15 protein-coding genes are annotated in these 13,913 nt (G+C 44.4%); 4 read left to right on the top strand and 11 right to left on the bottom strand.

The window, feature by feature from the left end; genetic code table 11:
• Nucleotides 1-565: 565 nt before the first annotated feature.
• The 6 genes from MJ764_RS04475 to MJ764_RS04450 all read right to left on the bottom strand — a co-directional run bounded on the left by MJ764_RS04475 (nucleotide 566) and on the right by MJ764_RS04450 (nucleotide 7,145).
• Nucleotides 566-1,483, bottom strand: coding sequence for a LysO family transporter (locus MJ764_RS04475; protein WP_239325003.1), 918 nt, complete (start codon nucleotides 1,481-1,483; stop codon nucleotides 566-568).
• A gap of 110 nt (nucleotides 1,484-1,593) precedes the next feature.
• On the bottom strand, nucleotides 1,594-2,370 hold the full coding sequence (locus MJ764_RS04470) for a ferredoxin--NADP reductase (RefSeq protein WP_239325001.1): 777 nt from the start codon (nucleotides 2,368-2,370) through the stop codon (nucleotides 1,594-1,596).
• Nucleotides 2,371-2,637: 267 nt separating this feature from the next.
• Complete coding sequence (gene secA, locus MJ764_RS04465) at nucleotides 2,638-5,304, bottom strand: preprotein translocase subunit SecA (protein WP_239324999.1); 2,667 nt, start codon at nucleotides 5,302-5,304, stop codon at nucleotides 2,638-2,640.
• A 353-nt stretch (nucleotides 5,305-5,657) separates the two neighbouring features.
• Complete coding sequence (locus tag MJ764_RS04460; protein WP_239324997.1) at nucleotides 5,658-5,864, bottom strand: hypothetical protein; 207 nt, start codon at nucleotides 5,862-5,864, stop codon at nucleotides 5,658-5,660.
• Nucleotides 5,865-6,054: 190 nt separating this feature from the next.
• Nucleotides 6,055-6,240: a LysR family transcriptional regulator gene (locus tag MJ764_RS11610; RefSeq protein ID WP_239324995.1), complete on the bottom strand. Its 186-nt coding sequence runs from the start codon at nucleotides 6,238-6,240 to the stop codon at nucleotides 6,055-6,057.
• Between the two features lie 14 nt (nucleotides 6,241-6,254).
• Nucleotides 6,255-7,145: a LysR family transcriptional regulator gene (locus tag MJ764_RS04450; protein WP_239324993.1), complete on the bottom strand. Its 891-nt coding sequence runs from the start codon at nucleotides 7,143-7,145 to the stop codon at nucleotides 6,255-6,257.
• A 118-nt stretch (nucleotides 7,146-7,263) separates the two neighbouring features.
• Between MJ764_RS04450 and MJ764_RS11440 the strand changes: the two genes are divergently transcribed.
• Genes MJ764_RS11440 through MJ764_RS04440 form a run of 3 tightly spaced genes read left to right on the top strand, consistent with a single transcriptional unit; the run spans nucleotide 7,264 to nucleotide 8,875 of the window.
• A complete protein-coding gene (locus MJ764_RS11440; RefSeq protein ID WP_275415249.1) occupies nucleotides 7,264-7,665 on the top strand; it encodes an SDR family oxidoreductase in 402 nt (133 codons plus the stop codon).
• 14 nt (nucleotides 7,666-7,679) lie between these two features.
• Entirely contained in the window at nucleotides 7,680-7,958 is a 279-nt protein-coding gene (locus tag MJ764_RS11435; RefSeq protein WP_420853925.1) for an SDR family NAD(P)-dependent oxidoreductase, read from the top strand.
• Nucleotides 7,959-7,969: 11 nt separating this feature from the next.
• Nucleotides 7,970-8,875, top strand: coding sequence for a DMT family transporter (locus tag MJ764_RS04440; RefSeq protein ID WP_239324991.1), 906 nt, complete (start codon nucleotides 7,970-7,972; stop codon nucleotides 8,873-8,875).
• Between the two features lie 97 nt (nucleotides 8,876-8,972).
• Here MJ764_RS04440 and MJ764_RS04435 read toward each other — a convergent pair whose 3' ends face one another.
• From MJ764_RS04435 to MJ764_RS04415, 5 genes are all read right to left on the bottom strand, one after another.
• Nucleotides 8,973-9,182 carry a hypothetical protein gene (locus MJ764_RS04435; protein WP_239324989.1) on the bottom strand — a complete coding sequence of 70 codons (210 nt, stop codon included), beginning with the start codon at nucleotides 9,180-9,182 and terminating at the stop codon, nucleotides 8,973-8,975.
• 235 nt (nucleotides 9,183-9,417) lie between these two features.
• The gene (locus MJ764_RS04430) at nucleotides 9,418-9,834 is read right to left on the bottom strand and encodes a DciA family protein (RefSeq protein ID WP_239324987.1); all 417 of its coding nucleotides are present in this window, start codon (nucleotides 9,832-9,834) and stop codon (nucleotides 9,418-9,420) included.
• Nucleotides 9,835-10,049: 215 nt separating this feature from the next.
• A complete protein-coding gene (locus tag MJ764_RS04425) occupies nucleotides 10,050-10,826 on the bottom strand; it encodes a ferredoxin--NADP reductase (RefSeq protein WP_239324985.1) in 777 nt (258 codons plus the stop codon).
• Between the two features lie 47 nt (nucleotides 10,827-10,873).
• A complete protein-coding gene (locus tag MJ764_RS04420) occupies nucleotides 10,874-11,656 on the bottom strand; it encodes a J domain-containing protein (RefSeq protein ID WP_239324983.1) in 783 nt (260 codons plus the stop codon).
• 20 nt (nucleotides 11,657-11,676) lie between these two features.
• Nucleotides 11,677-12,834, bottom strand: coding sequence for a trans-sulfuration enzyme family protein (locus tag MJ764_RS04415; protein WP_239324981.1), 1,158 nt, complete (start codon nucleotides 12,832-12,834; stop codon nucleotides 11,677-11,679).
• 256 nt (nucleotides 12,835-13,090) lie between these two features.
• On the opposite strand from MJ764_RS04415, the gene folE2 reads away from it, so the two are divergent.
• Nucleotides 13,091-13,864, top strand: a complete 774-nt coding sequence (folE2, locus tag MJ764_RS04410) for a GTP cyclohydrolase FolE2 (protein WP_239324979.1) — start codon at nucleotides 13,091-13,093, stop codon at nucleotides 13,862-13,864.
• Nucleotides 13,865-13,913 lie beyond the last annotated feature (49 nt).

The following is a 13,913-nucleotide window of genomic DNA, read 5'->3' as shown; positions in this document are numbered from 1 at the left end:
GTTTTTATTTTTAATTATTTAAATGTAACTGCTCCCTAAATACAGCACAACGCAAAGGTAAAATATTCTCTTAATTAACCCAAAGAGGATTTAAATATGAAAAAATGATTGAGCAGTAAATTGTATCTATATTAAAAGGAGCAAAAGCCGGTATTCTGGTTAAAGAGCTGTGCTTGAAACAGGGCGTAGGCAATTGGGCTTTTACAAATGGTGGGAAAAATACGACGGTATGCAAATGTCTGATATCAACTGCCTAAAGGAACTGGATGCTGAAAATCGTAAGCTTTAACAGACGGTTGCCGAGCTGAGTTTGAAATCTCAGCTACAGAAGGAAATCATAAAAAAGCTCTAGTGCCCGCCAAGGCTCGTAAAGCTTGGGTACAGGAACTACAGGGAAGTTATTCTAATTATGATTGCAATGAGTTGTTCTAGTATTGGTTTAAGCCTGCTGTGCTTATTATTACCAACCCAAGTTACGAGATGATTCGGTGATTATGCCCGTAATAAGCGCTATCGCTGACAGGCATTTGGGCTTTCGTAAATGTTTTAAATGTATAATCTGTTACTAAAACGGCAATGATGAGAAAACCACCATCAATATTGGCGCGGTAATATTAACAATAAAGCCAAAGCTGATGGCCAAAGGAACAGCACTAATGCCACCGGAAGCCTGAATGGCCGGCAGGGTGAAATCTAGGCTGGTGGCACCACCAATGCTAACGGCGGTGGTGGGATAGCGGCGCATCAGTATGGGGATAAAGATGAGGGCAAAGAATTCGCGTGCCAAGTCGTTGAATAAGGCGATACTGCCCCAGACTGCGCCATAGGCCTTAGTCATGATGATGCTGGAAAGTGAATACCAGCCATAGCCGCTGCTGAGCGCCAGCCCTTTGCTAATGGATACGTCAGGCATAATCAGGGCAAATATCAGGCCGCCGAGCAGACTGGCCAGTGTGAATAATCCGGCACTGATGACGCCGCGGCGGTTGAGAAATACCTGTTGCAGGGTGATGCCGCTGCTGCGTAGCTGCATGCCTACCAATAACAGCAGTATTATCAGTGCCTTGTTGACGGCAGCCTGTGGGTCGCCTAACCAGCTAAAAGATAAGTAGTTACCGGCTATCAGCCCAACGAGCAGGCTACCAACCTGTTTGAGGCTGCCTATAATGCTGATGTCGCCGCACTGGCCGGCTGATTGTTGCCGGTTTAGGCGCCATGGATAGCGGCGGTCGAACCAGATGAATACCAGCAGATTGGTGGCTATCAGGCACAGAAACAATATGCCTACGGTAAGGCTGATGTTAGTCAACTGTGCGCTAAGGTTGGGGATTTGTGCCAGCGACAGGCCAATCAGGAATAAAATCAGATATACCAGCCATGTCAGGCCACGGTTAAGCCAGTTGATGGCACGCGCTGGTACGGGTATGCAAAATCCTGCCAGCAGGGGAATGAGGATGATTAGCAGGGGAATTAAATTTTGCATGGGTGGTTCTTAGGGTGAAAGTAAGGTAATGGGCGGTTGTGGCTGCCAGCAGGTACAAAACAGGCAGCACATTGGATAACAATGACTGCCTGTGAATATGCATTTAAGCTTTATTGGTCAACGAAAGCGCGTTCGATAACGTAGTCGCCACGCTGCCCCATTTTCGGGGAGATGGTTAAACCAAAGCTGTTAAGGGTTTCACAGGTATCCTTGAGCATTTCCGGACTACCACAAATCATGGCGCGGTCGTCTGCCGGATTAATCGGTGGCAGGCCAATGTCGGTAAAGAGTTTACCGGATTTCATTAAATCAGTCAGGCGTCCGTGATGAATGTAGTCTTCTCTGGAAACCACGGGATAGTAAATCAGTTTTTCGCGCACCATTTCACCCAGATATTCGTGATTGGGTAATTCGGTGGTGAAATGGTCGTAATAAGCCAAATCTTTTTTGTAGCGTACGCCGTGAATCAGGATGATTTTTTCAAACTGTTCGTAGATATCGGGGTCTTTGGTAACGCTGAGAAATGGTGCTAAACCGGTACCGGTAGACAGCAGATACAGGTTTTTGCCGGGATTGAGGTCGCCGGCAATCAGGGTGCCGGTGGGCTTTTTGCTCACGAGAACTTCATCGCCTACTTGTAGATGCTGCAAGCGACTGGTTAATGGGCCGTTCTGTACTTTGATACTGAAAAAAGCCAGCTCTTCTTCCCAGTTGGCACTGGCGATACTGTAGGCACGCATCAGTGGCTTGCCATCTACCATCAGGCCAATCATGACAAACTGGCCATTCTGAAAGCGTAATGATTCGTCACGGGTGCAGGTGAATGTGAAGTATGCATCTGTCCAGTGGTGTACGGACAGGACTTTTTGTGTGTTGTAGGCTGCCATTAATTATCCATGGTTAAGGAAAGCGGTATTATTAGCGTAAACCGAAAACACGCCAGTTGTCTGTTGCCGTTTTGGGGCAGTTTATACTCTGGCCTCTGGCGTAAGGTGTGAATTTTAAGACAATTTGATGCGCTGTTCAATGGGGTTTAGAGTATTCACTTTAATAAATGCAGGCTGATTTGTGTGTTTTGTCTGCGGCTGGTACAAATAAATCAACAGGCTGCCATTCTGATGACAACCTGTTGATTTATTTCGATTTAACCAGAATTACAGGCGGCCGTGACACAATTTGTATTTCAGGCCGCTGCCACATGGACAGGGGTCGTGGCGGCGTACGATGATGCCACGAGCTTCCATAGCTTTGGGGCTAAAATCTTCATCTTCGATTCTGGCAGCAGCAGGGATTTCTGGCTGTTCTTCAGCCTGCGCCTGTTCAAACTGCACGGAAATCAGCAGTGAGGCAACGCTATTGCGGATGTTGCTCCACATGGTCTGAAACATTTCAAATGCTTCGCGTTTGTATTCTTGTTTCGGATTTTTCTGGGCATAGCCGCGCAGGTGAATCCCCTGACGCAGGTAATCCATATCAGCCAGATGTTCACGCCAGCGGCTATCAATGATTTGCAGCATGATATCGCGTTCAAATCTGCGCATGGTATCGATGCCAACCAGCTCGACTTTGTAGGCGTAATCTTTTTCGACGATGTCGAGCAGACGTTTACAAATACTTTCGTTGTCGAGGCTGTTATCGTCTTTGAGCCAGTCGCTGATGGAAACGTCGATGTGGTAATCGGCAGCCAGTTTTTGTTCGAGGCCGGAAATATCCCACTGCTCTTCCATGCTGTCTGGCGGGATAAAGCTGTCTACGGTATCAACGATGGCATCATGGCGAATTTCCTGCATCAGGCCATCGATGTCGTTGCTGGCCAGAATATCGGCACGCTGGTGATAAATCACTTTACGCTGGTCGTTGGCTACGTCGTCGTATTCAAGTACCTGTTTGCGCATGTCGAAGTTGCGGTTTTCCACTTTGCGCTGCGCGCCTTCAATCTGGCGATTAAGCATACCGGCTTCTATGGCTACGCCGCGTTCGGGAGCCAGACGGTTGAGAATAGCGGTGGCACGGTCAAGGGCAAACAGGCGCAGTAATGGGTCTTCAAACGACAGGTAAAAGCGGCTGGAACCGGCATCACCCTGCCGGCCGGCACGACCACGCAACTGGTTGTCGATACGGCGGCTTTCATGGCGTTCGGTGCCGATAATGTGTAAACCGCCGGCAGCAATCACGGCATCATGGTCGCGTTGCCATTGTTGTTGCAGTGTATCGATTTTGCTTGCTTTAGCTGCTTCAGTGAGGCTGTCATCGGCATTGATGGCATCTATCTGTGGCTTGATGTTGCCGCCAAGTACGATGTCGGTACCACGGCCGGCCATGTTGGTGGCGACGGTAATCATGCCCGGCCGGCCGGCCTGAGCAATGATGTCGGCTTCACGTGCATGTTCTTTGGCATTGAGAACATTGTGTTGCAGATGTTCTTTATTCAGTAAGGCGGATACTAGCTCGGAATTTTCGATGCTGGTGGTACCTACCAGTATCGGCTGGCCTTTGGCATGGCGCTCTTTGATATCGGCTACAACAGCTTCGTATTTTTCTTCGCTGGAGCGGTAAATCTGGTCGTTCAGGTCTTTGCGTACCATCGGCCGGTTTGTCGGGATGATAACGGTTTCCAAACCATAAATATTCTGGAATTCAAATGCTTCGGTGTCGGCTGTACCAGTCATGCCGGCCAGTTTGTCGTACAGACGGAAGAAGTTCTGGAAGGTGATGGAAGCCAGTGTCTGGTTTTCTTTGTTGATTTCTACGCCTTCTTTGGCCTCTACTGCCTGATGCAGGCCATCAGACCAGCGCCGGCCGGCCATCAGGCGGCCGGTAAATTCGTCCACAATCACTACTTCGCCATTTTGTACGACGTAATGCTGGTCGCGCTGGTACAGGGTATGGGCACGCAATGCGGCCATCAGGTGGTGCATCAGCATGATGTTGGTGGCGGAATACAGGGAATCGCCTTCCTGTAACAGCCCCATGCTGCTGAGAATCTGTTCGGCGTGTTCATGCCCTTGATCGCTGAGGACAACCTGCCGTGCTTTTTCGTCTACCCAGTAATCGCCCTCTCCTTCTTCGCTTTTCTGTGCAATCAGTTGTGGCGGAATCTGGTTCATTACCTGATACAGGGTAACGTTATCGTCGGCCTGGCCGGAAATAATCAGTGGGGTACGCGCTTCGTCAATGAGGATGGAGTCGACTTCATCGACTACGGCAAACGACAGTTCACGCTGCACTTTTTCACTCAGGTCGCGCACCATGTTGTCGCGCAGGTAATCAAAGCCGTATTCGTTGTTAGTACCGTAGGTGATATCGGCCTGATAAGCGGCTTGTTTATCCTCATGATCCATGTTGCTGACGATGATACCAACTGTCATGCCCAGAAATTCGTATAGCGGGCGCATGATGCTGGCGTCGCGTGCGGCCAGATAATCATTTACGGTAACGACATGTACGCCTCTGCCGGCCAATGCATTGAGATAGACGGCAGTGGTAGCTACTAGTGTTTTTCCTTCGCCGGTACGCATTTCCGCAATTTTGCCGTGATGCAGTACCATGCCACCGATGAGCTGAACATCAAAGTGGCGCATGCCAAGGATACGCTGGCTGGCTTCACGGCATACGGCAAAGGCTTCTACCAGCAGGTTGTCGAGTTTTTCGCCATCAGCCAGACGTTGTTTGAATTCAGCAGTTTTAGCCTGTAGTTCGGTATCACTCAGTGCCTGAATTTTTGGTTCGAGGGCATTGATTTTGGATACTTCTTTACGATATTGTTTCAGAAGCCGGTCGTTGCGGCTTCCGAGAATTTTTTTAGCTAAGTTTTTCAACATAAATCAATAGTCCGGCACCAGCAGGCGCAATAAAAAGTAAGCATGAAATGGGGAATTTTAACACAAGCATCTACACTACTGTATGGCTGTTTGCATGCGTGTGCCAATTATGAGCCATCAGAAACTGGTTTAAAGTTATAGGTTGCTGTTTATGGTGGTTAATATAAAGGTGAAACTGTTTTTTCCAAGCGCTGTCTGTGGTAAAAGATGCTGTTGCTGCTGTGGTTAATACAGCAGTGTCTATAAAAAATATCATCTGCAATGCGGATAATAATGTGGTTAAGGGATATCGAGAATGGTTAAGTTTAGCTGTAAAGGTTATATTATTGTTACGGTTTTGTTTTTTTAAATGATTAATAATCAAATCGTAAGCAGCCAAAATAAAATTCACCCTGTTTCGAAGTTTTGTCTCGTCCGATAAGAATAGTGTCTGGATAGGGATTATCAGCAGTTACGTCAGTTGTATGTTGATAGTACTGGTTTATATCGCCCCAGGAAAGAGTCTCTTTTAACTGAACCGGTACGGGTTTGGCTCCAATAGATTTAGCAAATCTGGCCATATCTCCTTTGGCTACGGCAAAAAAGTATGAACCGCTATCGCCCAGATATCGAATAACAGAAACTGAAGCATTTGCAATCTGTAGCGGTTTGGTAAAGCGATATTCCAGATTAATGAGGCCGTCTTTTTCGAGATTTTTTACTGTAATTTTTTGTTTATTAAGCTGTGTAGTTATATCTGAATCACGTGCATCAATGTGAATTTCTTAAAAACAAAATCACCTCTAACTTTTCTTCCAAATCTTTGATTTGGACTGAAAGTGGAGGTTGGCTCACTCCTAACCTTTCTGCTGCTCCCCTGAAACTACTTTCTTCACAAACGGCTACGAAATATTGCAATTGTTTAATGGTTGGTAATCTTTTACTATAAATGTTCACGATGTTTAAAGTTCCTATTTATTTGTATTAACATAATTTTCAATGTACTCCTTAAACACTCTTACCCGGTTAGGCATATAATTCCGGTCTTTAAATATTAAATATATGGGCCGAGGGTTACCTATCCAGTTGGGTAAAACCTGTTGCAATTCATGATTGGATATACTTTGAGCAACAAACTGTGATGGAACAAAACAAATCCCCATGCTTTCTTTAGCAGCATCAATGATAAGGTCTGTATCATCTATAATTAAACATGGCGTTGCTTGGACTTCATATGATTGTTGTGTATTTATATTTGTCAATAGCCAATCTACTTTATCATGAGAACAAATTAAATTTTTATCCAATAAATTAACCGGATGAGGGCAACCATTTATTTCTTTTAAGTATTTTTCAGATGCACATAATATATTTTTTGACAATAATAACTTTTTTGCCACCCAATCACTATCTTTTAGGTTTCCAACGCGGATTGCGATATCAATATTCATTTCAGCTAAATCAACAATTCGATTAGTAGCCATTAAATCTATTTTAATGCCTGAATATTCTTTCATAAATGAAAAAATACATTTACCAAACCATTGATGAGTTAAACTTATTGGTGCTGTTATTTTTATAGTTCCTGATAATTTATGATGATAATCATCTAAATTTTCTGTTGCTTCGACAAATTCTTCAACTAAGTTTCTGAACTTATCATTATACATCTGGCCCAAAGTAGTCAAAGCAATCTTTCTGCTGGATCGATACATCAAACGACCGCCTATTGCTTCTTCCAATTGAGTTAAGCGCCGACTTATTGTAGGAGATGGTATTGATAGTTTTTTTGATGCTCTAACAATACTACCTTCTTTAATTACACTAATAAAAATTAGTAAGTCATCAAGAGATGGTTTCATTTTTGAAATTTAACGTTGTTTTTTTGTTTATTGTATTATAAATGAATTATAAATAAAATTAAATATACATTAATTTAATGTAATAAGAATTGTTAGATTTTAAAAGGAGAACTTGCTTATGAATATATTTATTACTGGAGCTGAAAGTGGTATTGGCAATGAAATTGCTCAACTAGCTTTATTACAGGGGCATAAAGTTTTTGCTACTTATCTAGTGGAAAAAAATATAAATAAATTAGACTCAGAAAATGTATTCATCTATAAACTTGATGTAACAGATCCTTCGAAAATAAAAGATGTTGCATTAATAGCAAAAAAAGAATTGGACTTTATAGATGTATTAATTAATGTCGCTGGTGTGTCATATTTCAATAATCCTGTTTCTACTACTGATGAGGAATGGAGAAATACACTTGATGTAAATGTTAGTGGATATTTCTTTTTAACGCGTGAGTTACTACCGCTTTTAAAAGAAAGTCAACCCCCCATATTATTAATATGTCATCTATCTGGGGATTAAAAGGAAGTGCTAATATGTATTCATATTCAGTGTCAAAACACGCCGTTCAGGGTTTAACTACTGGATTGAAAGAATATTGTAAACCGCTAGGAATTAAAGTTTCTAATATTGTTCTGGATAAAGTTGACACTGATTTTAGAGAGAATATGAGGCAATACATTACTATTTCCGAAAAACAAAAATCTTGCATGATTAAAGCTAGTGACGTAGCTAAAACGGTAATGTATTTACTTAATACTCCAAGAGAATTGCTGATATCCTCAATAGAATTAGATGCCTTCTTGTGGGAATAAAGGAAATTAAGATGAAAAATAATAAACTTGCATTGTTACTGGTTACATTATCTGCTTTTTTTTGGGGTTCAAATTTTAATGCTGGTGCAATTGTGGTTGCACAGGCATCTCCTCTTTCAGCAGCCTCTGAACGTTTTGTTATTGCTGCATTAGCCATTTTAATTTTTATGATAATTAAGGATAAAGATAGCATTACTACATTTAAGTTAAATTGGAAACCATTTGTCTTACTTGGGCTGTGCGGTATAACTGGATTTAATTTGGCTTTTTTTATTGGACTACAAACAACATCACCAATCAATGGGGCTCTTATTATGGCCACATCACCAGTGATAACAACCTTAATTGCTGCAATTATTGATAAACATCGAATAACCAGATCTCAGGGAATTGGTATGCTGATTAGTTTAGTTGGAGTAATCCTAGTGATCAGTAATGGTAATATATCTAATTTAATCAAATTAGAATTTAGCCGAGGCGATTTAATCATCATGTTAGGTAATTTAGCGTGGGCAACTTATACAGTGGGGTGCCGTAAATTCATATCCAATTCAACACCGTTACAAACAACAAGTTTTACGATGTTATTTGGCACACTTGGGATTGTGTTGTTCTCTGTTTACCAAGGCGGTTTAATAAAAGAAGTAATCAGTATTTCTATATCTAATCATATAATACTCATTTATATGGGAATTGCCGGTTCTGTTTTGGCTTACTTATTCTGGAATGTCGGTATAAAAGAACTTGGAGCAGCTAATACGTCTATATTTTTCAACTTAGTACCTGTATTCACAATGTTACTTGCTTTAATAACTGGATTAATCCCAAATGTATTACAATTAATGGGAGCGGTTTTAGTTATTGGCGGAGTTATTTATGCTACCGGTGCGTATAAAGTTATTATGAAAAGTAGCTAGATTTAGTTTGATAAAAATCAAAACCGTTTACAAGAAAATAATGTGATTAACCAACCGCTCACATTATTTTTTGATCATCTAACCTATCACTGTATGGTTACTTCATTTCTTCCTTCGCAAGTTCATATGTATCCATACTGCTCTTATCTATATCCTTACCATAATTACGTTTAGCAATCACCGTTCGTCCGCCTTTTTGACGAACAAAGCACCGAAAAGGCTCGCTGTCATAACCTTTATCGGCTATCACTGTATTCACTTCATCGAGTTTTGCAACTAGGTTTTCTGCATAGGTGCGCTTTTGCATAATAGCGCTGCTTCAAATTGTGTTCCTGCTGTGGTATCGGTTTTTGTGGCTGCCGCCCATGCAGATAAATTAAACATAAGTAATAAGCTGCATAAGAGTTTGTGCGGTATTCTCATATTTTTGCTCTGAATGATAATAATTGAATTCAGTGCTATTCAAGTATTGGGGTAAATTTTTCTGGCTAGACAATTCTAGCCAGATTTTTAATCTATTGTTAGCACGCAGCCATATCGGCCTAACTGCTTTTTTCACTTAGGCGGCGTAACGCTGCTGCCAGCTCGGGATGATGGGTTAAAGCCTGTGCCGAGCGCGCCAATGCTCCACGTGCTACAGGGCTTAAACTGGCACGTTTAACCGCCTCGGGCTTCGATTCTAGTGGCTGTACCTTAATTTTTACGCTTTCGACTGTGGCATCAATTTGCTGTAGTTGCGGTAATAACGCTGGTAATACCATGCGTAAGCGTGAGGCAGCCATACTATTATGGGCAATCACCACTACACAGCCGTCGCGTACACAGGCTACATTGAAATGGGCACGCATGCTGGCCGGTAGCTCCTGTTTAAGGCAGGTGCTCAAACGTTGCCAGTGTGCCGACTGCACCAGCAACTGATTAAGCTGGGCATTTTTCTTGCCAAAACGATTCAGATTCATACCAGTATACTAACGTAGATTATTAATAACATCAGGGTATTTACCTTTATAGCCACTAGTAACGGCTATGGTTTACCCTTATTGTAGATATAAATTCGGGTGAAAAATCAATGGTAATTTGTGCAAGCAACCATTAGCGCAATATCAAGCCCCATCGACGGTAAATAAAAGGCAGTTTGTGGAAACTTTGTATGAGGATGGTTATACACGGCCGTTTAAAAGCCGTTTTCCATGATAATCTGTCCGGGTGTTTTGTTGCGGTGCATGCTGTAGCCCATATCAAGTAAAGCCTTAAAGGTGTCGGCCACCATGGCCGGATTGCCACACAACATAAAGCGGGTCTGCGCGGGGGTAAAAGTCAGGCCTAATGCTGTTGCCAATGTGCCTTTTTGCAATAACTGTGGCAAGCGCTGGTTGAGTGCTCCTGCTATGCTTTCGCGGGTGACTACCGGCTGGTAAGATAGTTTGCCGGTATATTCGCCAATCAAGGGGTGGTGAATTAAGTCGTTTATGTGCTGGCTGAAAATCAGCTCGCTGGCATGAGAGACGGAATGTACTAGCCCGATATGCTGGAAACGCTCCCAGACAGCCGGCTGTTGCAGCATGGACAAAAACGGTGCTATGCCGCTGCCGGTACTGAGCATCACCAGTTGTTCACCATCGGTAAATCTGCCGGGCAGTAAAAAGCCAAAAGCGGTTTTGTCCAGCAGGATATGGTCGCCGGCCTGTAGTTGCGCCAGTCGGGAACTCATTGCCCCTTCTTCAATCAATACCACAAAAAATTCCAGCGTTTCTGCATATTCGGCAGAGACGATGGAATAGGCACGCCAGATAAATCCTGCTCCGTCACGAAAGCCCAGACGCGAAAACTGGCCGGCACTGAAACGATAAGCTTCTGGCCGGGTAATGGCAAAGGTTAGCAGTTTCGGGGTATGCTGCTTAACCCATAATACGGTTTCTTCGGTGAATTTGGCTTCTGCGACAGCCTGCATGCAGTTATTCCTGTGTATGCCACCGGCTGGCCGGTGGCGGTATTGGTTTACAGTCTGATATCGATATCCTGATATTTTCGGCTGGCCTCGGTATTGCTGATTTCAATACCATCGCTCACTGCCCATTTACCATCGTTGATACGTTGGTATTGTAGGCTGAAATTGCCATCGCCGATTTTATGCAGGGTAAAGGTTTCGCCCGCCGGAATGTAAAAGGTACGTATAGCGGTAAATTTACCGGCGTGCAGTTCGTATAATTGGGCAAATACCGGCGATTGCAAGGATGTGGCATGTACCACAATGGTGTTATTACCGCGCTGGCGCAGAATGGGATAGCCGGAAACATAGGCAGCTTTGATCGGGAAGAGCTGGCCATTGGGTGCTGCCAGTACGGGTGTACTGCTTGGTGCCGGGGTATTATCTACTGGCGGATGTGCCAGTCGCCACCAGACGCCGCCCATGGCAATCAGGATGGCGATACCCACTATCCACAACCAGCCATGGCCATGTTCATGCAGAACAACTATTTTGTCTTCATGATTGGGCAGTAAGGCTGGCGGCGCAAACGGGGTTTGCCTGCGTGAGAGCAATGCCGGTGACAAGCGAGCCTGTAGGTTTTGTCGTGCAATCCACACATCATGATGATGACGCTTTTCTGGGTCGGATAGCACGGCATAGGCTTGGTTAATTTCGGCCATGCGCTGGTGTGCCTGTGGATTATGTGGATTGCGGTCAGGATGGTATTTTTGTGATAAGGCTCGATAGGCCGCACGAATCACTTCGTCGGACGCTCCCGGAGCAACATTTAATACGTCGTAATAGTTGTGCACGGATTTTTCACTTACACAGGTTAAATCAAGGTATTGAGTGCATGGTTGATATCATTCCAGATATCTTCGATGTCTTCGATACCGGCAGAAATGCGCAGCAAGCCTTCACGAATGCCCAGCGATTCTTTGACTTCTGTACTCATCCCACTGTGCGACTGGCTGGCACTGTGGTTAATCAGGCTTTCTACGCCCCCGAGGCTGGCAGCCATGCGAATCAGGCGCAGGTTTTTAATCACGCTGTTGGCTGCTTCGCGGCTGTTGTGGCGCAGATAAATCGATACTACACCACCAAAACCATGCTGCATTTGCTTGCAGGCTATGTCATGGTGTTCATGCTCGGGCAGGCCGGGGTAAAAAACTTTTTCTACTGCCGGATGCTGCTGCAAACGTTTGGCCAGCTCGGCGGCATTGGCCAGATGCCGCTCCATGCGCACAACCAGTGTTTTGATACCGCGTAATACCAGTGCACAATCCATCGGGCCGGCCACGCCTCCGGTATTGGTGCTCAGGGCACGCAGTAATCTGGCCTGTGCCGGGTCTTTAACCACAACAATACCCATTAGCACATCGGAATGGCCACACAGGTATTTGGTAGCAGAATGAAATACGATATCCACACCCAGATTCAGCGGTTGTTGTACATAGGGGGTAGCAAAGGTATTATCGATGCCAACGATGGCACCGGCCGCTTTGGCTTTGGCGGCCAGTTCAGCTATGTCTATCAGACGCAGCAGGGGGTTGCTCGGGGTTTCCAGCCACACCATTTTCACTTTGGTCTGTGCCAGTATGCGGTCAAGGTTGGCCGGATCGGTGAGGTCGGCAAAAATGACGTTAACGCCCCACTGTGCATACACTTCAGTCAGTAGGTCGTAGGCGCCACCATAAATATCGGCAACAGCAACAATGGTGTCGCCCGGGCGCAGAAAAGTACGCCATACGGCATCAATTCCGGCCATGCCGCTACCATAGGCAAAGCCAGCACAGCCATTTTCCAATTCGGCTACTGTATCTTCTAGCACCTGCCGTGTTGGATTGGAGATACGCGCATAGCGAAACGGAATATTTTCACCAATTTCATGCAGGGCAAACATGCTGTTCTGATAAATCGGTGGCATCAGAGCACGGTTATGTTGTTCCGGCTGGTAACTGGAATGAATGGTCTGTGTGGCAAATTTCATATTTTCTCCGATATGTTACTGGTTATGCTATTCAGGCAACTGTTATACCGTTGAGGACATTTGCGTTGCGGGTATCTAGTTTAGCACGCACACCGTATATCAGGCAGTATGCTGTTTCTTCATTACTAATCCCGACTGATTTGCTCGGAATTAAGCCATAAAGTATAATTTTATGTCTTATATGCCGCCGGTTTGTGTGGTTTTATTATGCCGGTCTGGCTGGATTCAGATTTGTTTCGCGAGGAAAACCATCAGAATGGACATTATTGCTGATGTGCAAAGCAGTGTTGATAAACGCAATATGCCAATCAATCAGGTTGGTGTGAAGGGCTTGCGGCTGCCGCTAAGTATTATTTGCGCTGCCGGTGAACAGCATACTGTAGCTGATTTAACCATGACTGTATCGCTGCCGGCCGAGCAGAAAGGCACGCATATGTCGCGTTTTATCGAGTTAATGCAGGCACAGCAGGGCAGTATTGATTTTGTAGCACTTCAGCAGCTAACCACCGATATGTTGCAGAAGCTTCAGGCAACAGCAGGTAAAATCAGTATGCGCTTTCCCTTTTTCCGGCGCAAACAGGCACCGGTAACCGCTATTTCCAGTCTGCTGGATTATGAGGTGATGCTCAGTGGCCAGATTAATGATGGTGTTTATCAGCATAGTTTGCAGGTAATCATTCCGGTAACCAGTCTGTGCCCTTGCAGCAAGGAAATTTCGGCATATGGGGCACATAATCAGCGTTCACATGTTACGGTTACACTGATTTCTACTGAGGCGGTGGCAATTGAAGAAATTATTGATCTGGTGGAGCAGCAGGGTTCGTGTCAGCTATACGGACTGTTAAAACGACCAGATGAAAAATATGTCACTGAATATGCTTATGATAATCCAAAATTTGTTGAGGACATGGTACGAGATGTAGCCACAGCACTGAAAGCTGATGCCCGCATTCAGTCTTTTACAGTAGAAAGTGAAAATTTTGAATCAATTCATAATCATTCTGCCTATGCGCTGATACAATACCCGTAAACTGACAAACTCAGATTTAAGCTTTATCTGTATTTATATGGGTAAAGTC

This window comes from Snodgrassella gandavensis (genome assembly GCF_914768025.1).
GTDB classification, from domain to species: domain Bacteria; phylum Pseudomonadota; class Gammaproteobacteria; order Burkholderiales; family Neisseriaceae; genus Snodgrassella; species Snodgrassella gandavensis.
This window is presented reverse-complemented; position numbering and strand designations above follow the sequence as displayed.